This window comes from Acidobacteriota bacterium, assembly GCA_020853395.1.
Taxonomy (GTDB): domain Bacteria; phylum Acidobacteriota; class Vicinamibacteria; order Vicinamibacterales; family SCN-69-37; genus JADYYY01.
The window spans coordinates 234,003-254,674 of sequence record JADYYY010000016.1; the positions used below are offsets into that span (position 1 = coordinate 234,003).

Here is a 20,672-nt window from a genome sequence, read left to right on the forward strand (position 1 = left end):
AGCCACCCATGGCCACGTTCGTCCGCTTCCGTCGCGCGGCCGGTTGGAGCCTGGCGCTCGTCTGGATGTCGGCGAGCGTCTGGGCGGCGCAGCAGAACGCGCGCATCACGTCGCTCAAGACCGTCGCGGTGCCCAAGCCGCCCGATCTCGGGCGCTACGTGCGAGACGAGCGCATGCTCGTCGTCCTCGGGAAGGCGCTCTTCTGGGACGTGCAGATCTCGAGCGACAACCGCGTGGCCTGCGCCACGTGTCACTTCCACGCCGGCGCCGATCATCGCCGTCAGCACCAGTTGTCCACGACGAAGGATCCGGTGACGCCGAACTGGACGCTCGGTCCCGGCGATTTCCCGTTCAGCACGGCGTTCATGGCGGCCGGGCATCGCGCGGGATCGGCGGGGATGGTGGCGCGCCGGTTCGCCGGCGTGAGCACCGGCGGCGGCGCCGACGCGGCGGCGGACGTGGACGATCGCGCGCTGCCGGGCGCGCCCGGCCTGGCGCTGCGTCACGTGACGCCGCGGAACGCGCCGACCGTGATCAACGCCGTGTTCATGTTCCGCAACTTCTGGGACGGGCGCGCGAGCGACGTGTTCAACGGCGCCACGCCGTTCGGCGAGTCCGATCCGCGCCCGCACGTGCTCGTCGACACGCCGTCGGGCCTGGCGCTGCAGGCGATGCGCATCGAGCAGGCGAGCCTCGCGTCGCAGGCCGTCGGCCCGCCGCTCGACGACGGCGAGATGTCGTATCAGGGGCGCACGTGGGCGTGGCTCGGCCGCAAGGTGCTCGACGCGGCGCCCCTCGCGCTGCAGCAGGTCGCGCCCGACGACAGCGTGCTCGGTCCGTTCGCGAACGCCGACGGCCGCGGTCTGCGGCCCGGTTACACGTACTCGTCGCTCGTGCACGCCGCGTTTCAGCCGCAGTACTTCCGGTCGCTGTCGCTCGTGAACGAGCACGGCGCGGATCTCGGCCGCCGGACCCGCCGCCAAGGCGAGGCGGCGTTTCGACAGGACGAGTACAACTTCGGCTTCTTCTTCGGCCTCGCCATCCAGGCCTACGAGGCCACGCTCGTGTCGGACGACTCGCCGTACGACCGGTATCTCGACGGCCAGCGCGACGCGCTCACGAACCAGCAGCTCATCGGGATGGAAATGTTCCAGCGCCGGGCGTGCGCGTCGTGTCACGTCGATCCCGAGCTGTCGCTCGCGACCTACAGCGGCGTGTTCGGGGCGTTCGGCTTCAAGGGGATGGGGCCGGACGCCGGGTTCTTCTTCACGGGCGTCGAGCCGGTGGACAACGACCCAGGCCTCGGCGCGAAAGACCCGTTCGGCGCCTGGCTGTCGCGAACCGCGCAGGCGAATCCCGCGCAGGCTCCGTCGTGGCGCGGGCTCTTCAAGACGCCGAGCCTGCGCAACGTCGAGCTCACGGGGCCCTACTTCCACTCCGGCAGCAAGTCGTCGCTCGAGCAGATCGTCGACTTCTACACGATCGGGGGCGACTACGGATCGGGCGCGCTGCGGCGCTGGGCGCCCGACGCGAGCGAGCGCGTCGCGATGCCGGCGTTCATGGCGTCGTTCACCGACGACCGCGTGAAGTTCGAGCGCGCGCCGTTCGATCATCCCGAGCTGTGCGTCGCGATCGGCCACGCCGTGAGCGAGCCCGACGGCGCGACGCCTCAGGCGGCGCCCCCGCGGCTCGCCGACGAACGGTGGGCGCGCGTGCCCGCGATCGGCGCGGGCGGCAACCGCGTGCCGCTGCAGACGTTCGAGGAGCTGCTGCGCGGCATCGGGATCGACGGGACCCGCGCGCACGCGCTCACCGAACCCTGTCGGAGCTGGTAGGTCCGGCGGCCGCCTCGGCGGCGCTTTCCGTGAGCACAGACGACGCCGTGCTCGGTCGGGCCGCTGCGGCCTGCGCGGCCAAGCAGGCCCGCACGGTAGAATGCCGTGCCGTGCTCCTCCGCATCGTTCGCCTGCTCTGGCCGCTGTCGTGCTGTGCGGCGGCCTTGCTCCTCTCGACCTGTTCGTCCCGCACCTACGACCTCGTGATCGCGAACGGCCGCGTGATGGATCCCGAAACCGGGTTCGACCGCGTGGCACACGTCGGGATCGCCGGCGATCGCATCGACGCCATCAGCGATCGCCCGCTGCAGGGCGCGCGCGTCATCGACGCCGCCGGTCTGGTCGTCGCGCCGGGGCTGATCGACATCCACAGTCACGGCGTCGACAACCTGAACTACGGATTCCGCGCGCTCGACGGCGTCACGTCGATGCTCGACGTCGAGAACGGCACGGTGGACGTCGACCGCTGGTATGCGGAGCGGCAGGGGAAGACCATCGTCAACGTCGGCATCGCGGCCGGCCATGCGCCGGCACGCGTGCAGGTGATGAAGGACGAGTACCACGGATGGCACTTCTCCGGACCCGCGCGGACGAGCGCGGCGTCGCCGGAACAGATCGATCGGATGGTCTCGCTGATCGGCAAGGGCCTCGCGCAGGGCGCCGTGGGCGTCGGCCTGACGCTCTTCTACACCCCAGCCGCGAGCGAAGAAGAAGTCACCCGCGTGTTCCGGGCGGCCGCCGAGGTGCCGGGCACCGTTGTCTACGTGCACCTGAGGTTCACCGGCCTCGGCACGAAGACGACGCGCAGCAGCGCGGACGCGTTGAAGGAGGTCCTGGCGCTCGCGGAGAAGACGCGGGTGCCGCTGCACGTGTGCCACGTCAGCACGAGCGGCCTGTCCGCGACGCGCGATCTGCTCGCGGCGATCAACGACGCGCGGGCGAGGGGACAGGACGTCACGACCGAGTTCTATCCGTACACGGCGGCGATGAGCGGTATCCGGTCCACGTGGTTCGATCCCGGCTGGCAGGAGACGCTCGGCATCGGCTACGACGAGCTGCAGTGGCCGGCGACGGGCGAGTTCCTGACGGCCGAGACGTTCGCCACGCTGCAGCGCGAGCATCCCGACAAGGAAGTCGTCATCCACGCGATCCCCGAGTCGGCGCTCGAGGCCGCCGCGCGCGACCCGGCGACGCTCGTCGTGAGCGACGGGCTGGTCTTCCCGGATCTCGTCGCGCATCCGCGTGCGGTCGGCACCTCCGGCCGCGTGCTCGGTCAGCTCGTGCGCGAGAAGGGCTGGCTGACGCTCATGGATGGGCTCCGGAAGATGACGCTGCTGCCGGCTCGCCGGCTGGAGCCGCGCGTACCGGGCATGAAGAAGAAAGGCCGCGTGCAGGAAGGTGCCGATGCCGACCTCACGATCTTCGATCCCGCGCGCGTGACGGATCGATCGGACTTCAACCATCCGACGGAGCACTCGGTCGGATTCGAGTACGTGCTCGTCGCGGGCGTGCCGGTCGTGGTCAAGGGCGAACTGCGGCAGGGCGTCACGTCCGGCCGTCCGATCCGCGCGGCCCTGCGGTGAGGTCGGCTCGCCACACCGCGGCGGCCGCTGATCCGCTCCTGGACGATCGGGCGAGGCGGTTGGCGACGTGGGCGCGATCGGCGATCGCGTCCGTTCCCACGTGCGCGCGGCCTGGCGGAAGCTGAAGACGTCGACGTTCCCGAGGAGTCATCGCGGATCATGACGGCGCCGGACCCGTTCCTCGGTCGATGGAACTTCAACGTCCAGACCCCGGTGGGTCAGCGCGGCGCCTGGCTCGCCGTCGTCGACAGGGAGGGTGAGCACGAGGTCTGGCATCAACCTACCGGCGGGCACGTCGTGCGGCTGGCCGACGCGGCCTTCTCCGGCCCGCGCCTGACGTTCGTTTCGCCAGGGTCGGCTCGGCGCCCGGCCGCGGTGTGGGACCTCGAGGCGCGGGGCGACATGCTGATCGGCGTGCAGCGGCACGACGGCTGGTCCGTCCCCTTGCTCGGCATGCGCGCGCCGGACCTGCGGCGGGATCCGCCTGCCGCGTGGTCGGCGCCGATACCGCTCTTCGACGGCAGGACGCTCGACGGTTGGATTCCGGTGGGTGAGCGCAGCGAGTGGATCGCGCGCGACGGCCTGCTGGTGAACCAGGCCGCGGGCGCCAACCTCAGATCGGCGCGTGTGTTCGACGACTTCGTCCTGCACTTCGAGGTGAGAGGCGAGGCGGGGACGAACAGCGGGTTCTACCTCCGCGGCCGCTACGAGGTGCAGATCGAGTTCGAGCCGCTGACGCGCAATCCGCCCGAGCGGCGCATCGGGTCGATCTACGGCCGCATCGCCCCCATGCCGGAGTTGCCGCGGCGGCCAGGCGAATGGCACCGGTTCGACGTCACGCTCGTCGGCCGCACGGTCACGATCGCGCACGACGGCGTCACGACGGTGAACGAGCGAGAGATCGACGGCATCACCGGCGGCGCGCTCGACGCCGACGAAGGCGCGCCCGGCCCGTTCTACGTCCAGGGCGACCACACCGGCGGGCTCGCGTATCGTCACATCACCGTCGCGGTACCGCTGCCGCAGGCCGCGCCGCGGGACGTGTAGGATCACCCGCGAGATGCCGCGCTATCGCTTCGGCGACTTCGTGTTGTCGCCGCGCCGGCGGGTCCTCGTGCGCGGTACGAGCGAAGCGCCGCTCATCCCCCGCTACTTCGACCTGCTGGTGTTCCTCGTCGAGCACCGCCACGAAGCCGTCCATCGCCGCGACATCTTCGATCGCGTCTGGAGCGATGTCGTCGTGTCGGACAGCGCGTTGAGCCAGGCCATCCGCACGATCCGCCGTACGCTCGGCGACGATTCCCGCGAGCCGCGCTTCATCCGCACGGTGGCGCGTCACGGGTACCGCTTCGTCTTCGACGGCGTGATCGAGGAGGACGAGGAGAGCACGTGGCCGGCCGCCGCCGGCGCCGCCGCGCCGGCGCCAGCCGTCGTCGTCGAGATCGAGCCGGCCGGCGCCGACGATCCATTCGAGCCGCTGCTGCAGCGGTTGAGCGCCGGTGCCGGCGAGACCGATCACGAAGACCGCCGGGAGGCCGCCGAGCTGCTGCACCATCTGGGCACGCGCGAGGCGCTGTCACGCCTCGGCACGCGGCCTGGCCATGTGCTCGCGCGGGCCATGCTGCGCGACGCGAGGTGGGACGTCCCGTCGGCGGGTGAGGTGCCGATCGCCGGCACGGCGGAGTCCTGGCGAACCGCGGCGGCGCTCGTTCGGCTGAGGCTCCGCCGGGCCGCGCGCATCGCCGCCAGCCGTGGTGTGGCCGCGTCGATTGGCGGGTTCGTCGCCGGAGGCCTCGCAGGGCTGGCGGGTGGCACCCTGCTCGCTCTCCTGCCAGACAGCACGTCACCGCCGGCGCTGGCCGGCGTCCTCGCGGCCATCGGCAGCGCGTGCGGCGCGTGTGGCGGCGCTGGCGTGGGGGCCGGGATCTCGATGGCCGAGGCAGCCGTCCGCTCGCGGCGCGCCGCGGCGCTGCTCGCAGGCGCGGCGATCGGCGGCGGCCTGGTCGGCGGGCTGACGCAGTGGCTCGGGCGCTGGTCGCTCTCGACGCTCGTTGGCGTGGAAGTGCCGATCGGCGGCGCGCTGGAGGGCCTGGCGCTCGGCGCCGCCGCGGGGCTCGGGTATGCCGCCGGCACGCCGCGGGCCGACGGTGGTCTCGCGGCGCCGCGGGGACGGCGCCGTGCCAAGGCCGTCGCCGTGATCGCCGCTGCCTGTTCGCTGACCGCCTGCGCGCTGACGTTCATGGGCCGTCCGCTCGTCGGCGGCACGATCCACCAGATCGCCAAGACGTCCAACGGATCCCGGGCCGCGCTCACGTCATTGGGACGGCTCGTCGGCGAACCGGACTTCGGTCCCGTCTCCGGCACCTTGCTGGGGATGGCCGAGGGCGGTCTGTTCGGCGCCGGCGTGGCGATTGGCCTCACACGCCGGCGCCGGGCCTGACTGCTCACCGAGATCTCACGCCGCGCTCACCGGTCTCTGAAGACATTTGCCGCCGGCTCCTTCGATGCTCTGGAGCGAGGAGCCTGCATGGACACGATCACGCCCGTTACCGTCACACGACACGTTCACTTCACCATCGCGACCAGCCAGCCCACCGAGTTCACCGACATCACCGATCGGCTCGCCGCCATCGTCGCCGTCTCGGGCCTGCGCACCGGGGTCGTCAGCGTGCAGACCCAGCACACGACCACCGCCATCGTCGTCAACGAGCACGAGCCGCTGCTGCTCGACGACTTCGCGGCCGTCCTCGAACGCACCGCGCCGCGCGATGCCTGCTACGCGCACGACGACCCGCAGCGGCGCGTGGACAACGTCGTCGCCGGCGAGCGGCCCAACGGGCACGCGCACTGTCGCGCGCTGTTCCTGCCGTCCTCGGCGTGTCTCAACGTGGTCAGGGGTACCTTGCAGCTCGGCCGCTGGCAACGCGTGTTTCTCGTGGAGCTCGACGGCCCGCGTGAGCGCGGCGTGTCGGTGGGGCTCGTCGGCGAGGGGTGGCGATGACGCGAGCCCCGAGAGCCGCTGAGCCCGATGCGTGGCTCGAACGCAGCGGGAAATGATCTCGCGCGACGGGGGCCTGCACGGCGACGCCCCGCTCATCTCGCGGCGCGGCGCGTGATCATGCAGTCGGCGGCGCGTCAGCCCACCGTGTGCTTCGCGAGGGCCTCGAGCGCGGTGACCATCGCCGAGTGATCCTGTTTGCCGCGGCCGTGCGCCTGGCAGGCGTTGAACAGCTCCTGGGCGGTCGCCGTGTTCGGCAGGCTGACGCCAAGTGCGCGGGCGCTCGACAGCGCGAGGTGCAGATCCTTCTGGTGCAGCTCGATCCGGAAGCCCGGATCGAACGTCCGTTTGATCATGCGGTCGCCGTGAACGTCCAGCACGCGCGACGAGGCGAAGCCGCCCATCAGCGCGTCGCGCACCTTCGCCGGATCGACGCCGGCTTTGGCGGCGAACAGCAGCGCCTCGGCCACGGCTTCGATGTTGAGCGCAACGATGATCTGGTTCGCGACCTTGCAGGTCTGGCCGGCGCCGACGTCGCCGACGTGTGTGATGTGCTTGCCGAGCACCTCGAAGATCGGCGTCACGCGCGCGAACGCCTCGGCCGAGCCGCCGGCCATGATCGTCAGCGTCGCGTTCTTCGCGCCGACCTGACCGCCCGACACGGGCGCGTCGACGTAGCCGACGCCCTTCGCATCCAGGCGCTCGGCGAACGCGCGCGTCTCGATCGGGGAAATCGAGCTCATGTCCACGACGAGCTTGCCGGCGGCGATCCCCTCGGCCACGCCGGCCGGCCCGAACAGCACGCGCTCGACGTCCGGCGTGTCCGGCACCATCAGGATGACGACGTCGGCGTGCTCGGCGACCTCGCGGGAGGAGGCGCACGCACGGCCCCCGGCGGTCACGAGCGCTTCCGGCACGCCGCTCCGGCTGAAGAGATGCAGCGTGCGGCCCGCCCCGAGCAGGTTGGCCGCCATGGGCGTACCCATGATGCCGAGTCCGATGAAACCGATGCTGTCCATGATCGATGTCCCGAGATGTTCGTGGCCTGCCGTGATTGCGCTCTGAGCTAGAGGTATTCCCGCATCCACCCCAGCCCTTCTTCCGTCGTCCTCTTCGGCCGATATTCGCAGCCGATCCATCCCGCGTAGCCGATGTCGTCCAGCCAGCGGAACAGGAACGGGAAGTTGATCTCGCCGGTGTCGGCCGGCTCGTGGCGGAGCGGCGGGTTGGCGACTTGGATATGTCCGATCGTCGCAAGATGCTTCCGGATCGTCGCCGCGAGATCGCCCTCCATGATCTGCATGTGGTAGACGTCGTACTGGAAGAAGACGTTGGGCTCGCCGGCGTAGTGAATCAGGTCGAGGGCCTGGCGTGACGTGTTCAGGTAGAAGCCGGGGACGTCGCGCGTATTGATGGCTTCGAGCATCAGCCGCAGCCCGTGCGCGGCCAGCTCGCGGGCGGCGAACTGCACGTTGGCCAGGTAGGTGTCGCGCATCGCGTCGTCATTGACGCCGCGCGGGCGCACGCCGGCCATCATGTGCACCTGGCCGACGCCGAGCGCCTTCGCGTACTCGAGGGCGGCGCCGACGCCGTCGCGGCACTCGTTGACGCGTGCCGGATCGCAGGCCAGGCCGCGGTCGCCCGCCGCCCAGTCGCCGGGCGGCAGGTTGAAGAGCACGAGCTCCAGCCCGTGCTGCTCCAGCAGCTCGCGGAGCTGCCCGGGCGGGTAGTCGTAGGGAAACAGGAACTCGACCGCACGGAACCCCGCGCGCGCCGCGGCGCCGAACCGCTCGAGGAACGGCACCTCCGTGAACATCATCGACAGGTTGGCGGCGAACTTCGGCATCCGGCTCCTCGCAGGGCTCGAGACTTGCGGCTCACGACTTACGACTTGCGGCTTCCCATCGGCTCACCGAAGCGTCCGCCACGGCTCCTCGTTTCCCACCTCGACCGCGACGTAGCCCGCCTCCGTGACCGCCGGCCCGAGGATTGCCAGCACGCGCGCCGGCCGGCCCGACACATTGAAGGACGCATGGACCACGTTCTTGCCGATGAACACCGCATCGCCCTTCCGCAGCACGCGCATCTCGCGCTCGAGCCACTGCTCGATTTCTCCGTCGACGACGAAGATGACCTCTTCCTGGTCGGGATGTCGATGGAAGTTGTGGCCGAACCCTGGGGTCAGGTCCACGTCCAGGACGGTGAGCGCTTTGGCGCCGGTCGCCGCCGGCCGGCTCACCCATCCAAGCGAGCCCCAGTCGAGCACGTCACGAACCACGTCAGCATTGGTGAGGAAACGTCCGGTCATTGGAGATCCTTTTCGGGTACGACGGGTACGACGGGGACGGCGGGTACGACGGGCGAGAGGAACGAACTCACGCGGGTCATCTTCTTCTCGGGTACGACGGGTACGACCGGTACGACGGGTACGACAGGCGAGAGGAACGGACTGACGCCGGCCATCTTCTTCTCGGGTACGACGGGTACGACCGGTACGACGGGCGACAGGAACGAACTCACGCGGGTCATCTTCTTCTCGGGTACGACGGGTGCGACCGGGACGACGGGTACGACGGGCGACAGGAACGAGCTGGCGCGGGTCATCTTCTTCTCGGGTACGACAGATACGACAGGTACGACCGGTGCGACGGGTACGACGGGCGAGAGGGACGAGTTGAGGTTCATTACGTGTTGTTTGACAGACAGGGATTACAGCGAATGTCCATCTGACGTAACGAATACTGTCCACCGATGAAACAGGCCTTTGGAGTTGATCCACGTGCCCGACGGATTGGACCATTCGGTGCTGGTGAATGAAGCCGACGGTCCTCGTGATTCCCTGCTGCTGCCCTCGAGACATCCTTCGCAGCCGGCTGCTGCCGTGGCCGCAAAGAAGTAGCCGGAAGATCGCGCTCGTTTCAGCACGTTCGTCGAGAACGATAGCCCAGCGGAGGCCGTCCCTGTCGCCCGTCGTACCACTCGTACCTGTCGTACCCGAGGCTCTTTGAAAAAGCCGACGAACGTCAGTTCGCTCCTCTCGCCTGTCGTACCTATCGTACCCGTCGTACCCGAGGCTCTTTGAAAAAGCCGACAGACGTCAGTTCGTTCCTCTCGCCTGTCGTACCTATCGTACCCGTCGTACCGGAAGCTCTTTGAAGAAGCCGACGAACGTCAGTTCGCTCCTCTCGCCTGTCGCACCTATCGTACCCGTCGTACCCGAAGCTCTTTCATGTCGCGAACCGTGCGCCGAGGCCGCAGTCGACGGCGAGCGAGGCGCCGGTGATCGCGGAGGCTTCGTCCGACGCGACGAACACGACGAGATTCGCGACCTCCGCCGGCGTGGCGATCCGTTTCATCGGGTGCGCGTCGAGCACGTGGGCTTCGGCGGCCGCCGGGTCGGGCTGCTGCGCGATCCACTCCTCGACGAGCCGGGTGCGCGTCCAGCCCGGCAGGACGGCGTTCACCCGGATGCCTGCGGCGGCGTAGTCGAGCGCAAGGCTTCGCGTCAGGCCGACGAGGCCCGACTTCGCGGCGGCGTACGGGAACATGCCGGCCATCGTCAGCGACGCGTGGATGGACGCGATGTTGACGATCGACCCGCGGCCGGCCGCGCGCATGGCCGGCAGCACGTGCTTCGCGCACAGCCACGCGCCCTTCAGATCCACCGCGAACACCTCGTCCCACTCGTCGCCCGTCATCGTCGTCGCGTCGTAGTACGCGTTCACGCCGGCGTTGTTGACGAGGACGTCGACCGTGCCCTCGTGCGCGATCACCGACGCGACCGCTTCCTGGACATCGGCCTCGAGCGTCACGTCCGCGCCGACGAACCGGACCGGCCAGCCGTCGCGCGTGAGGCCGGCGACGGTGTCGGCCGCCGTGCGGGCGTCCAGATCGAGAAACGTCACGCGCGCGCCTTCGCGGGCGCCAGCCTCGACGATCGCGCGGCCGATGCCCCGCGCGCCGCCGGTGACGATCATGGCTTTGCCGTCGAGGCGTCCCATGCGCGGCTGCATGATAATACTTGTCGCCATCATGCGAAGCCGTCTGGCTGTTGCGATCGCCGCCACGGCGCTCGTCGCCGCGTGCGGCCGGGACACGACGATGCCCGAGTCCGCCGCTCACGTGAGCGCCACGCCGTTCGGCCAGACGCCGGGCGGCCAGGCCATCCAGCTCTTCACCTTCACCAACCGGCACGGCGTCGAACTGCGCGTGATGAACTACGGCGCGATTATCGTGTCGGTGAAGACACCGGATCGCACCGGCCAGCTCGCTGACGTCGTGCTCGGACACGACACGGCCGCCGAGTACTTCACGAGCCGGTCGTTCTTGGGCGCGGTGGCCGGACGTTATGCGAACCGCATCGCCGGCGGCCGCTTCACGCTCGACGGGCAGACCTACACGCTCGCGAAGAACGACGGCCCCAACCACCTGCATGGCGGCATCAAGGGGTGGGACAAGGTCGTCTGGGACGCCGACCCGTTCAACGACGCGCGCGGCGTCGGGCTGCGGCTGTCGTACACGAGCGCCGACGGCGAGGAGGGCTACCCGGGCAGGGTCGCGGCGAGCGTCATCTACACGCTCACGGACGAGAACGCGCTGCGCGTCGAGTACGGCGCGACGACCGACGAGCCCACGGTGATCAATCTCACGCAGCACAGCTACTTCAATCTCGCCGGCGCGCTGAAGGCAGCGCCGATCCTCGATCACGAGCTGACGATCGACGCCGACCGCTTCACGCCGGTCGACGCCGGGCTGATTCCGACCGGCGAGCTTCGGCCCGTGGCCGGCACGCCGTTCGACTTCCGCACGCCCACGCGGATCGGCGCCCGGATCGCCGATAACGACGAGCAGCTCCGCCTCGGGCGCGGCTACGACCACAACTTCGTGCTCAACCGTACGGGGCCTGGCCTCAGCCTCGCCGCGCGCGTGTACGAGCCGACGACGGGACGGACGCTGGAGGTGCTGACGACCGAGCCGGGGCTGCAGTTCTACTCGGGGAACTTCCTCGACGGGACGGTCACGGGCAAAGGCGGCGTCACGTACGCGCAACGCACCGGGTTCTGCCTCGAGACCCAGCATTTCCCGAATTCTCCGAATGCACCGGCCTTCCCGTCCGCGGTCCTCCGGCCGGGGGACACCTACACCTCCACCACGGTCTTCCGCTTCGGCGTGCGCTGACGCGTCGGGCCATGGAGGCCTACTGGCGTCGAGCCGCGTCCGGTACACCGCTCCATCCTCGAACCACTTCGCCGTCGGCGGCGTCTTGCAGGTGAGCGCCATGAATGAGCGTGCCGTGCGGCTGGCGGGGGAGTTGGTGAGCGACGCGGACGAGGCCGCGCGGGAGTTCGAGCGGCGGCTCGCCGACTCGTCGCGCCTCGCGGTCCGTGTCGCATTCAGCGTCCTGCGCAATCGTGCGGATGCCGAAGACGTGGCGCAGGATGCGTTCGTGCGGGCCTACCGGCGCTTTGCCTCGCTGCGCGACCGCGACCGGTTCCGCGGCTGGCTCGTGCGGATGACGTGGCGGCTGGCGCTCGACTGGAAGCGCGGGCACCGCCGTCGCGGCGCGCGCGAGGAGGCGCTGGCGCGCGCGATGCCGGCCTTCGGCGACGCCGAGCGCGACGCCGTCGACACCGACCGGGCCGCGCGCCTCTGGGCCGCGATCGACCGGCTGCCCCGGCGGCTGCGGCTCGTGATCGTGCTTGCCGCCATCGATGGCCACGGCGTCCGCGACGTGGCGCAGTTGCTCGGCGTGGCCGAGGGCACCGTCAAGTCTCGATTGTTCGACGCACGACAACGTCTGAGGGAGCTGCTCGATGGCCCACGATCCTGACGACGACCTGGCCACGCTGCGCACGGCGCTCGAGGTCGACCCGAGCCCCGCGTTCACCGCAGGCGTGTGGCGGCGAATCGAGACGGATCGGCCGCGCGCGTGGCGTCCGCTGGTTTTCACTGCGGTCGGCGCGCTCGCCCTGGCGGCGGTGGCGATCATCGCCCGGCGAGACGCTGCCGAGTGGGATCGGATCGCGCCGGCGCCGGCCGTCACGGCGCGCGACGCGGCATCGGCGGCAGACGTGCCGCGGGGCGTGGAAGCGCAGCCGCTCGCGGCGCCTCGATCGCCATCGCAGGTTCCGGCATCAGCACCCGCCAGCGCGTCGATGCCGAGGCGGAGCGCGGCACGCTCGAGATCGGAGCCCGAGGTGCTGATTTCTCACGCGGAGGCCCGCGCGTTCGTGCGCCTGGTGGCCGCCGTGCGCGAGCGTCGCGTCGTGGTGCCGGCCGACGACGACCCGGTGAGACAGGCCGTTGTGACGGCGATCGGCGGTCCTCAGCCGGTGCCGATCGTGCGTGTCGTCGTGCCGTTCGCAATCGAACCGTACCCTGATCTGGAGAACTGACCATGCGTTACGTGACGTCCGCCATCGCGGCGTGTGTGCTGCTCGCAAGTGCAGAAGGTGTCGTCATCTCGGCTGGACAATCGGCCACGGCGCACGGATCCGCGCCCACGTTCCAAACCGCGCGTGTCGACCTGGTGCTGTCGCGGTTCCAGGGCGAGAAGGCGGATAAGAAGATCAGCAGCCTGCCCTATACCGTGTACGTCAGGGAGGGAAGTCCGACGACGCTGATGCTCGGCAACAACGTGCCGATCCCCACGCGAGCCGAAAGCGGAGCGACCAGCTTCAACTACCAGAACGTCGGCGTGAACATCATCTGTCGGTTGGAAACCGCCGGGGAGAACCAGTACTGGCTGTCGCTCAACATCACCGACTCGGCCGTCGCCGGCGACACCGGCACGATGCCGCCCGTCATCCGCTCGATGAGCCTTCAGAACACGCTGATGTTGCGCAACGGCCAGACTCTGCAGTTCGGCTCGGCGGTCGACAAGATCACCGGCGAGACGTTGAAGACGGAAGTGACGCTGACGATCGTCAAGTGACGCGTCACGCGGCGCGCGCCTGGAGCCGCCGGCCGAGCGGTCGGCAGCGGGCCGATCGGTCGCGCGACCGTGCCGCGCGGCTGGATCGCTGACCCGCACCGCGCGTCGTCATCGCATCAGTGCCGTCCGAGCTGCCCGTCGACCATCCGTTGAATGCCGAGCGGGTTGCCGTCCTTGAGCGGATCGGGCAAGAGCGGCGCCGGGAAGTCCTGGTAGCAGATCGGCCGGACGAAGCGGAGCAGCGCCGCGGTGCCGACCGACGTGAAGCGCACGTCGGTCGTGGCCGGATACGGGCCGCCGTGATTCATCGACGGGCAGACCTCGACGCCCGTTGGAAAGCCGTTGACGATCAAACGGCCGACGCGCTGCTCGAGGATCCTCAGCAGCGTGCGGGCGCGCGCCAGATCGTCCGGCGTACCGTGCACGGTCGCCGTGAGCTGTCCGCTCATGCGCGAGGCCACGAGCTCGAGCTCCTCGAGATTCGCGCCGGCGACGAGCAGCGTGAACGGCCCGAACACTTCCTCGGCCAGCGCGCCCGTCGCGAGGAAGTGCGCGGCCGTCGTGCGCGCGACCACGGCCTCGGCGTGCGTCTCCGTCCGATTCGGGGCGATCGCCGACCGCGCCATCGTCTCGACGCCCGCGCCGAGCACGTGCGACAGGTTCTGTTGGAACGACTCGTAGATGCCCGCGTGCAGCATGGTCGCCGGCGGCACGTCGCGCACGAGCGACGCGACGTCCTGCTGGAACGCCGCGAACGCATCGTCCTGCAGCCCGAACACGAGGCCCGGCTTCGTGCAGAACTGGCCGACGCCCATCGTGACCGACGTCCGCAGACCTTCGGCGATCCGGCGGCCGCGCTGCTGAAGCGCCTCGGGCAGCACGAAGACCGGATTCAGGCTGCTCATCTCCGCGAAGACCGGAATCGGATGCGGGCGCGCTGACGCGGCATCGAAGAGGGCGCGGCCCGCCGCGAACGAGCCCGTGAACCCTACGGCACGTGCGAGTGGATGACGGACGAGCGCCGTGCCGATGACCTTGCCCGAGCCGTGGAGCATCGAGAAGACGCCAGGGGGCAGACCGCAGGCCGCGGCGGCACGGCCGATCGCCGTCGCGACCAGCTCGGACGTGCCCGGATGGCCGCTGTGTGCCTTGACGATCACCGGATTGCCGGTGGCCAGCGCCGACGCGGTGTCGCCGCCGGCTACCGAGAAGGCGAACGGAAAGTTGCTCGAGCCGAAGACGATCACCGGGCCGATCGAGATCAGCATGCGCCGCAGGTCTGGCTTGGGCGCGGGCTGGCGGTCGGGGATCGCCGTGTCGATGCGTGCATCGACCCACGAGCCCTCGCGCGCGACGCCCGCGAACATGCGGAGCTGGCCGACGGTGCGGCCGCGCTCGCCGACGAGCCGGGCCTCGGGCAGGCCGGTCTCCTCGTGCGCGCGGCGGATCAGCGCGTCCCCGAGCGCGAGGATCTCGTCGGCGACGCGCTCGAGGAACACGGCGCGGTCCGTGCCGCTGGCCTCACGGAAGACGCCGAACGCCGCCTCCGCCGCCTCGAGCGCGTCGTCGACGTCGGCTTGGGTGGCCTGATGGAACGTGCCGTCGAGCGGCGTGGACGTCAGCGGGCTGACGGCGTGGCTCGTGCCGCCAGAGGACGCGCGCAGGTGGCCGCCGACGAAGTTCTGGCCGTGCAGGGTCATCTCACAGTCTCCGTGCGCGTCAGACGACGGTCACCGTGTTGTCGAGGACGCCGATCCCGTCGATCCCGATGGAGATCCGATCGCCCGGCGCGAGCGTGAAGCTCTCGTCCGGCACTACGCCCGTGCCGGTCAGGAGCACGGCGCCGTTCGGGAACGCCTGCGACCGGAAGAGATAGCCGACGAGCTCGTCGAAACGCCGCTTGATCTGGCCGACGGAGGTCTGGCCCGAGAACACTGTCTGTCCGCCGCGCGTGATGTCGAGCCGGATCGTCCAGGTGCGGATCTCGTCTTCCGCGCTGCCGATCGTGATCCACGGGCCGAGCGCGCACGACCGGGCGTACACCTTCGCTTGTGGCAGGTACAGAAGGTTCTCGCCCTCGATGTCGCGCGAGCTCATGTCGTTGCCGATCGTGCAGCCGACGAGCCGGCCGCGGGAGTTGATGACGAGCGCCAGCTCGGGCTCGGGCACGTTCCAGCGCGCGTCGGCGCGGATGCCTACCGTGTCGCCGGGCCCGACGACCTTCTCGGGCAGCGACTTGAAGAAGATTTCGGGCCGCTCTGCGTCGTAGACGCGATCGTAGGCCGTCGCGCTGAAGTCCGATTCTTCCATCCTCGCGGTCTTGCTCCGGAGGTAGGTCACGCCCGCCGCCCAGACTTCCTGCTGTTCGACCGGGGCGAGCAGGTGCACCGTCGCCAGCGCCACCGACGGCAGCGTGTCGCGGATCACGTCGGAGACGGCCGCCATCACGTCGTCGGCCTCGAGCAGCGGCGTCAGCCGATCGACGCCGGCCCCGGTCAGATCGAAGATCGTGCGATCGGTGGCGGCGAGGCCGACGCGCACCTTGCCGCTGCCCTTCGTGAACCGGCACAGTCTCATGGCGCAAATCGTATCAGGTGCCGTCGTCCGTCCCGCGGTGTTAGGCTACGCTGACTCCGCGGGAGCGCACGAGATGCGGCGAGAGGTCGTGGTCCTGATGATGATCGCCGGCGCGTGGACGCCGGCGACGAGCGCGCGCGCGCTCAGCCTGTGGGACGGCGTGTACACCGAGGCCCAGGCCGGACGCGGGGAGACGATCTACCGGCAGCGCTGCGCGTCGTGTCACGGACCGACGCTCGACGGCACCGAGACCGCGCCGGAGCTGCGGGGCAGCACGCTGCTCGCGCCGTACTACGGCAAGTCCGTGCAGGATCTGTTCGCGAACGTCCGCGAGAAGATGCCGAAGGATGCGCCCGGGACGCTGACGCCGCAGCAGGCCGCCGACGTCATCGCCTACGTCTTTCGCGTCAACAAAGCGCCGGCCGGCGCGAGCGAGTTGCCGGCCGCGCCCGCGGCGCTGTCGGTCATCCGCATCGAGCCCAGGCCCCGGTAGCCGCATGGCCCGCCCGTTCCTTCGCATCGCCCTGCTGACCGTCCTCGCCGTGACCGCGAGCGGCGGCGCCGTGCGGACCGAGCAGCGCGCGCCGATCGGCGAATGGCGCTACTACGGCGGCGATCCTGCGAGCACGAAGTACTCGCCGCTCGATCAGATCGACGCGTCGAACGTGGCCACGCTGCGCATCGCGTGGCGGTGGAAGTCCGACAACTTCGGCCCGCGGCCCGAGTACAACTGGGAAGTGACGCCGCTCATGGCCGGCGGCGTGCTGTATTTCACGGCCGGCACGCGCCGCGACGTGGTCGCGGTCGACGCCGCCACCGGCGAGACGCTCTGGGTCTACCGGCTCGACGAGGGTGCGCGCGGCGAGCTGATCGCGCGGCAGCAGAACCGGGGCGTCGCGTACTGGACGGACGGCAGCGGCGACGAGCGCATCCTGGTCATCTCGCCCGGCTATCAGCTCGTGGCCGTGAACGTGAAGGACGGCCGGCCGATCGAGCGCTTCGGGACGAAGGGCCTCGTCGACCTGTGGCAGGGGCTGGATCGTGACACGGTCGAGCCCGGCACGATCGGCGCCAGCTCGCCGCCGCTCGTCGTGGGCGACGTGGTCGTCGTGGGGGCCGCGCTGCAGAACGGCACGGCGCCGCGATCGAAAGCCAACACGCCCGCGTACATCCGCGGCTACGACGTCCGCACCGGCCGCCGTCTCTGGACGTTCCGGACCATCCCGCAGGCGGGGGAGTTCGGCAACGAGACGTGGGAGGCGGGGTCGTGGCGCTACACCGGCAACACCGGCGCTTGGGCCCCGCTCAGCGCCGATCCCGCGCTCGGCTACGTCTACATCCCGGTCGAAGCGCCGACCGGCGACTACTACGGCGGCAACCGGCCAGGGAACAACCTCTTCGCCAACAGCCTCGTGTGTCTCGACGCGAAGACGGGCCGCCGCGTCTGGCACTTCCAGTTCGTCCATCACGACATCTGGGACTGGGATCTCGCGTCGCCTCCGATCCTGCTCGACGTCACCGTGAACGGCCGCCCCGTGAAGGCCGTCGCGCAGGTGACCAAGCAGTCGTGGGTGTACGCATTCGATCGCGTGACCGGCGAGCCGATCTGGCCGATCGAAGAGCGGCCGGTGCCGCAGTCGGACGTCCCCGGCGAGAAGACGTCGCCGACGCAGCCGCACGTCACGCGGCCGGCGGCCTTCGATCGGCAGGGATCGTCGATCGACGATCTGATCAGCCTGACCCCAGAGCTCAACGCCGAGGCGCGCGCCATCGCACGGCATCTCCGGTTCGGGCCGATCTTCACGCCTGCGACCGTGTACGACGAGCAGGGCATCTGGGGCACGTTGATGCTGCCGGAGAACCAGGGAGGCGCGAACTGGCCTGGCGGCGTCGCGGATCCCGAGACCGGCGTCCTCTACGTGTCGTCGGTGACGAATCCCTACGTTCTGGCCGTCGCGCCGGCCGATCCGGAACGGTCCGACATGGGCCATGTCGGCCGCACCGTCGGCCGCATCGTCACCGACGCGAAGGGCGTCAGGGTCAATTTCGGTCCGCAAGGACTGCCGATCGTCAACCCGCCGTGGGGGCGGATCACCGCGATCGACATGAACACGGGCGATCACGTGTGGACGAAACCGAATGGCCCCGCGCCCGAGTACGTGCTGAAGCACCCGGCGCTCGAGGGTATCGATCTCAGCAACGCCGGCCGCCCCGAGCGTGCGATGCTGCTCGTGACGAAGACGCTGCTGTTCGCCGGCGACGGCTCGGGCCTGTTCACGAACGCGCCGGGCGGCGCCGGCAACAAGCTGCGCGCGTACGACAAGCGCACGGGCGCCGTGATCCACGAGCGCGAGCTGCCGGCCGGCATGACCGGCGTCCCGATGACCTACGAGACGAACGGCAAGCAGTACGTCGTGTTCGCCATCGGCGCGCCGGGACACGCCGCCGAGCTCGTGGCGCTCACGTTGCCATGACTTCATAGCTCACGCACCGCTCATCACTCACGACACACAGCCGAACTCATCTTCCCCATGCCCATGCCCGACATCCGCTCCCGCAAGTACCGCTCCAGCGCGTGGTTCGAGAAGCTCGACAAAGACGGGTTCATTCACCGAAGCTGGGTCGGCCGCGGGCTGCCGCCAGGGATCTTCGACGGGCGCCCGATCGTCGGTATCTGCAACACGTGGTCGGAGCTGACGCCCTGCAACGCGCACTTTCGCGAGCTGGCCGAGCACGTCAAGCGCGGCGTGTGGGAAGCCGGCGGGCTGCCGATGGAGTTTCCCGTCACCTCGCTCGGCGAGACCAGCCTCCGGCCGACCGCGATGCTCTTCCGCAACCTCGCGAGCATGGACGTCGAGGAGTCGATCCGAGGCAACCCGATCGACGGCGTCGTCCTGTTGTGCGGCTGCGACAAGACGACGCCGTCGCTCGTCATGGGCGCGGCGAGCTGCGACGTGCCGGCCCTCGTCGTGTCGGGCGGGCCGATGCTGAACGGCAAGTTCCGCGGCGAGGATCTCGGATCCGGCACCGACGTCTGGCGGTTCAGCGAAGACGTCAAGGCCGGCCGGATGAGCCAGCAGGGCTTCATGGACGCCGAGTCGTGCATGTCGCGCTCGTCGGGCACCTGCAACGTCATGGGCACCGCGTCGACGATGGCGTCGATGGTCGAGGCGCTGGGGCTGAGCCTGCCGGACAACGCCGCCATCCCGGCCGTCGACTCGCGGCGCTACGCGCAGGCCCACCTGGCCGGCCGCCGCATCGTCGACATGATCGCCACCGACCTGCGGCTGTCGAAGATCCTGACGCGCGAGGCGTTCGAGAACGCCATCCGCGTCAACGGCGCCGTGGGCGGGTCGACGAACGCCGTGATCCACCTGCTCGCGATTGCCGGTCGCATCGGCGTGACGATGACGCTCGACGACTGGGATCGCTGCGGGCGCGACGTGCCCACGGTCGTGGACCTCAAGCCGTCGGGCCGGTTCCTGATGGAGGATTTCTATTACGCCGGCGGCGTGCCGGCCGTGGCGCGCGCGCTCGGCGAGATTGGGCTGCTGCACCGGGACGCGCTCACGGTGAACGGCCGCACGATCTGGGAGAATTGCAAGGACGCGCCGAACTGGAATCCCGAGGTCATCAGACCTGTGGACCGCGCGCTCACGGCGCACGGCGGCATCGCGGTCGTGCGCGGCAACCTGGCGCCGTCCGGGGCCGTGGTCAAGCCCTCAGCGGCGTCGCCGCATCTGATGAAGCACCGCGGTCCGGCGATCGTGTTCGAGAACATCGAGCACTATCGCGAGCGCATCATCGATCCTGCGCTCGAGGTGACGAAGGACTCCGTGCTGGTGCTGAAGAACTGCGGCCCGAAGGGCTACCCCGGCATGGCGGAGGTCGGGAACATGGGCCTGCCGCCGAAGATTCTGCAGCAGGGCATCACCGACATGGTGCGGGTGTCGGACGCGCGGATGAGCGGCACCGCGTACGGCACGGTCGTGCTGCACGTCGCGCCCGAGGCCGCGATCGGCGGTCCGCTCGCGCTCGTCCGCGACGGCGACCCGATCGAGCTCGACGTCGCGGCGCGTCGTCTCGAGCTCCTCGTCGACGCGGCGGAGCTCGACCGGCGCCGCGCGGCGTGGCGCCCGCCCGCCCCGGTCGTGCCGCCCGGCGGCTATGCCGCGCTTCACCTGGCCCACGTCCAACAGGCCGACACGGGCGCCGATCTCGATTTCCTCGTCGGCTGCCGCGGGCACCTGGTGGGACGCGAGTCGCACTGAGCGACACGCTTCTTCACCGTCCGTCTGGAGGGGCCGAGTCGGCCGCGGCCGGTGATCAGGTACCGAGGCGGGAGGCCAAGAGGCCGTACAGACCCCAACAGACGCCGGAAACCACCGCGCCGGCTTTGCTGTCGAGCTCGAGCCCGACCAGAACACGGGGGTTCCGATCGGTGATGCCCACACATCGGTCTGTGGCGCAGTCATATCCGACACGGCGAAGCGCAATCTCGGGTCGGACGACGATTCCAAAGCCAGGAGCAGGGTTGTACTTCACGAGGCCGAGCACGAGTCCCTCGGGCCCAACCGTGGTGTCCGGATACGAATGGGACACCTTGACGGGCACCCCGACGGCGAAATCCAACGACTGCGTGTCGGTCAGCCACCGGCGGTAGCGTCCGGTAGGTCCGGTTCCGCCGATGAAGTCGGTCGTCACGAACCACGAGACGCCGATCGCGTCGCGTCGTCCGATATTCC

At 69.9% G+C, this 20,672-nt stretch carries 20 protein-coding genes; 12 read left to right on the forward strand and 8 right to left on the reverse strand.

Annotated features, from left to right (window positions below; translation table 11 throughout):
- Nucleotides 1–8: 8 nt before the first annotated feature.
- The 5 genes from IT184_15820 (at nt 9) to IT184_15840 (ending at nt 6,419) form a co-directional block, all read left to right on the forward strand.
- On the forward strand, nt 9–1,835 hold the full coding sequence (locus IT184_15820; protein MCC7010275.1) for a cytochrome-c peroxidase: 1,827 nt from the start codon (nt 9–11) through the stop codon (nt 1,833–1,835).
- A 29-nt stretch (nt 1,836–1,864) separates the two neighbouring features.
- Entirely contained in the window at nt 1,865–3,418 is a 1,554-nt protein-coding gene (locus tag IT184_15825) for an amidohydrolase family protein (GenBank protein ID MCC7010276.1), read from the forward strand.
- A 159-nt stretch (nt 3,419–3,577) separates the two neighbouring features.
- On the forward strand, nt 3,578–4,465 hold the full coding sequence (locus IT184_15830; protein ID MCC7010277.1) for a DUF1080 domain-containing protein: 888 nt from the start codon (nt 3,578–3,580) through the stop codon (nt 4,463–4,465).
- A gap of 13 nt (nt 4,466–4,478) precedes the next feature.
- Nucleotides 4,479–5,858 (forward strand): transcriptional regulator, encoded by a 1,380-nt coding sequence (locus IT184_15835; GenBank protein ID MCC7010278.1) that lies wholly within the window; start codon nt 4,479–4,481, stop codon nt 5,856–5,858.
- 87 nt (nt 5,859–5,945) lie between these two features.
- Nucleotides 5,946–6,419: a YjbQ family protein gene (locus IT184_15840; protein MCC7010279.1), complete on the forward strand. Its 474-nt coding sequence runs from the start codon at nt 5,946–5,948 to the stop codon at nt 6,417–6,419.
- A gap of 134 nt (nt 6,420–6,553) precedes the next feature.
- On the opposite strand, the gene IT184_15845 is transcribed toward IT184_15840, so the two are convergent.
- The 5 genes from IT184_15845 to IT184_15865 form a co-directional block, all read right to left on the reverse strand.
- Entirely contained in the window at nt 6,554–7,435 is an 882-nt protein-coding gene (locus IT184_15845) for a 2-hydroxy-3-oxopropionate reductase (GenBank protein MCC7010280.1), read from the reverse strand.
- A gap of 47 nt (nt 7,436–7,482) precedes the next feature.
- Nucleotides 7,483–8,262 carry a hydroxypyruvate isomerase gene (gene hyi, locus IT184_15850; protein MCC7010281.1) on the reverse strand — a complete coding sequence of 260 codons (780 nt, stop codon included), beginning with the start codon at nt 8,260–8,262 and terminating at the stop codon, nt 7,483–7,485.
- A gap of 63 nt (nt 8,263–8,325) precedes the next feature.
- The gene (locus tag IT184_15855) at nt 8,326–8,724 is read right to left on the reverse strand and encodes a cupin domain-containing protein (protein ID MCC7010282.1); all 399 of its coding nucleotides are present in this window, start codon (nt 8,722–8,724) and stop codon (nt 8,326–8,328) included.
- Nucleotides 8,721–9,020 (reverse strand): hypothetical protein, encoded by a 300-nt coding sequence (locus IT184_15860; GenBank protein ID MCC7010283.1) that lies wholly within the window; start codon nt 9,018–9,020, stop codon nt 8,721–8,723. Before IT184_15860 ends, IT184_15855 begins: the two co-directional genes overlap by 4 nt.
- 623 nt (nt 9,021–9,643) lie before the next feature.
- Complete coding sequence (locus IT184_15865; GenBank protein MCC7010284.1) at nt 9,644–10,417, reverse strand: SDR family oxidoreductase; 774 nt, start codon at nt 10,415–10,417, stop codon at nt 9,644–9,646.
- A 10-nt stretch (nt 10,418–10,427) separates the two neighbouring features.
- Here IT184_15865 and IT184_15870 point away from each other — a divergent pair, with 10 nt between their 5' ends.
- The 4 genes from IT184_15870 to IT184_15885 all read left to right on the forward strand — a co-directional run bounded on the left by IT184_15870 (nt 10,428) and on the right by IT184_15885 (nt 13,350).
- On the forward strand, nt 10,428–11,594 hold the full coding sequence (locus IT184_15870; protein ID MCC7010285.1) for a galactose mutarotase: 1,167 nt from the start codon (nt 10,428–10,430) through the stop codon (nt 11,592–11,594).
- A gap of 100 nt (nt 11,595–11,694) precedes the next feature.
- Nucleotides 11,695–12,246: a sigma-70 family RNA polymerase sigma factor gene (locus tag IT184_15875; protein MCC7010286.1), complete on the forward strand. Its 552-nt coding sequence runs from the start codon at nt 11,695–11,697 to the stop codon at nt 12,244–12,246.
- On the forward strand, nt 12,230–12,811 hold the full coding sequence (locus IT184_15880) for a hypothetical protein (GenBank protein MCC7010287.1): 582 nt from the start codon (nt 12,230–12,232) through the stop codon (nt 12,809–12,811). Before IT184_15875 ends, IT184_15880 begins: the two co-directional genes overlap by 17 nt.
- Before the next feature lie 2 nt (nt 12,812–12,813).
- Nucleotides 12,814–13,350 (forward strand): hypothetical protein, encoded by a 537-nt coding sequence (locus tag IT184_15885; GenBank protein MCC7010288.1) that lies wholly within the window; start codon nt 12,814–12,816, stop codon nt 13,348–13,350.
- A 116-nt stretch (nt 13,351–13,466) separates the two neighbouring features.
- Here IT184_15885 and IT184_15890 read toward each other — a convergent pair whose 3' ends face one another.
- Nucleotides 13,467–15,050: an aldehyde dehydrogenase (NADP(+)) gene (locus tag IT184_15890; GenBank protein MCC7010289.1), complete on the reverse strand. Its 1,584-nt coding sequence runs from the start codon at nt 15,048–15,050 to the stop codon at nt 13,467–13,469.
- Between the two features lie 19 nt (nt 15,051–15,069).
- A complete protein-coding gene (locus IT184_15895; protein MCC7010290.1) occupies nt 15,070–15,927 on the reverse strand; it encodes a fumarylacetoacetate hydrolase family protein in 858 nt (285 codons plus the stop codon).
- Between the two features lie 73 nt (nt 15,928–16,000).
- On the opposite strand from IT184_15895, the gene IT184_15900 reads away from it, so the two are divergent.
- From IT184_15900 to IT184_15910, 3 genes are all read left to right on the forward strand, one after another.
- A complete protein-coding gene (locus IT184_15900; GenBank protein ID MCC7010291.1) occupies nt 16,001–16,420 on the forward strand; it encodes a cytochrome c in 420 nt (139 codons plus the stop codon).
- A 4-nt stretch (nt 16,421–16,424) separates the two neighbouring features.
- On the forward strand, nt 16,425–18,401 hold the full coding sequence (locus IT184_15905) for a PQQ-binding-like beta-propeller repeat protein (protein ID MCC7010292.1): 1,977 nt from the start codon (nt 16,425–16,427) through the stop codon (nt 18,399–18,401).
- Nucleotides 18,402–18,464: 63 nt separating this feature from the next.
- Entirely contained in the window at nt 18,465–20,198 is a 1,734-nt protein-coding gene (locus IT184_15910; protein ID MCC7010293.1) for a dihydroxy-acid dehydratase, read from the forward strand.
- 55 nt (nt 20,199–20,253) lie between these two features.
- Here IT184_15910 and IT184_15915 read toward each other — a convergent pair.
- Nucleotides 20,254–20,672, reverse strand: a 419-nt coding sequence (locus IT184_15915; protein MCC7010294.1) for a hypothetical protein, incomplete at its 5' end; no start/stop codon positions are given.

Coding starts and splice junctions, on each gene's coding strand:
- IT184_15905 (MCC7010292.1), top strand. CDS start 16,425: ATGGCCCGCCCGTTCCTTCGCATCGCCCTGCTGACCGTCCTCGCCGTG.
- IT184_15865 (MCC7010284.1), bottom strand. CDS start 10,417: ATGGGACGCCTCGACGGCAAAGCCATGATCGTCACCGGCGGCGCGCGG.
- IT184_15890 (MCC7010289.1), bottom strand. CDS start 15,050: ATGACCCTGCACGGCCAGAACTTCGTCGGCGGCCACCTGCGCGCGTCC.
- IT184_15900 (MCC7010291.1), top strand. CDS start 16,001: ATGCGGCGAGAGGTCGTGGTCCTGATGATGATCGCCGGCGCGTGGACG.
- IT184_15910 (MCC7010293.1), top strand. CDS start 18,465: ATGCCCGACATCCGCTCCCGCAAGTACCGCTCCAGCGCGTGGTTCGAG.
- IT184_15855 (MCC7010282.1), bottom strand. CDS start 8,724: ATGACCGGACGTTTCCTCACCAATGCTGACGTGGTTCGTGACGTGCTC.
- IT184_15885 (MCC7010288.1), top strand. CDS start 12,814: ATGCGTTACGTGACGTCCGCCATCGCGGCGTGTGTGCTGCTCGCAAGT.
- IT184_15895 (MCC7010290.1), bottom strand. CDS start 15,927: ATGAGACTGTGCCGGTTCACGAAGGGCAGCGGCAAGGTGCGCGTCGGC.
- IT184_15840 (MCC7010279.1), top strand. CDS start 5,946: ATGGACACGATCACGCCCGTTACCGTCACACGACACGTTCACTTCACC.
- IT184_15870 (MCC7010285.1), top strand. CDS start 10,428: ATGATAATACTTGTCGCCATCATGCGAAGCCGTCTGGCTGTTGCGATC.
- IT184_15830 (MCC7010277.1), top strand. CDS start 3,578: ATGACGGCGCCGGACCCGTTCCTCGGTCGATGGAACTTCAACGTCCAG.
- IT184_15880 (MCC7010287.1), top strand. CDS start 12,230: ATGGCCCACGATCCTGACGACGACCTGGCCACGCTGCGCACGGCGCTC.
- IT184_15820 (MCC7010275.1), top strand. CDS start 9: ATGGCCACGTTCGTCCGCTTCCGTCGCGCGGCCGGTTGGAGCCTGGCG.
- hyi (MCC7010281.1), bottom strand. CDS start 8,262: ATGCCGAAGTTCGCCGCCAACCTGTCGATGATGTTCACGGAGGTGCCG.
- IT184_15875 (MCC7010286.1), top strand. CDS start 11,695: ATGAATGAGCGTGCCGTGCGGCTGGCGGGGGAGTTGGTGAGCGACGCG.
- IT184_15860 (MCC7010283.1), bottom strand. CDS start 9,020: ATGACCCGCGCCAGCTCGTTCCTGTCGCCCGTCGTACCCGTCGTCCCG.
- IT184_15835 (MCC7010278.1), top strand. CDS start 4,479: ATGCCGCGCTATCGCTTCGGCGACTTCGTGTTGTCGCCGCGCCGGCGG.
- IT184_15845 (MCC7010280.1), bottom strand. CDS start 7,435: ATGGACAGCATCGGTTTCATCGGACTCGGCATCATGGGTACGCCCATG.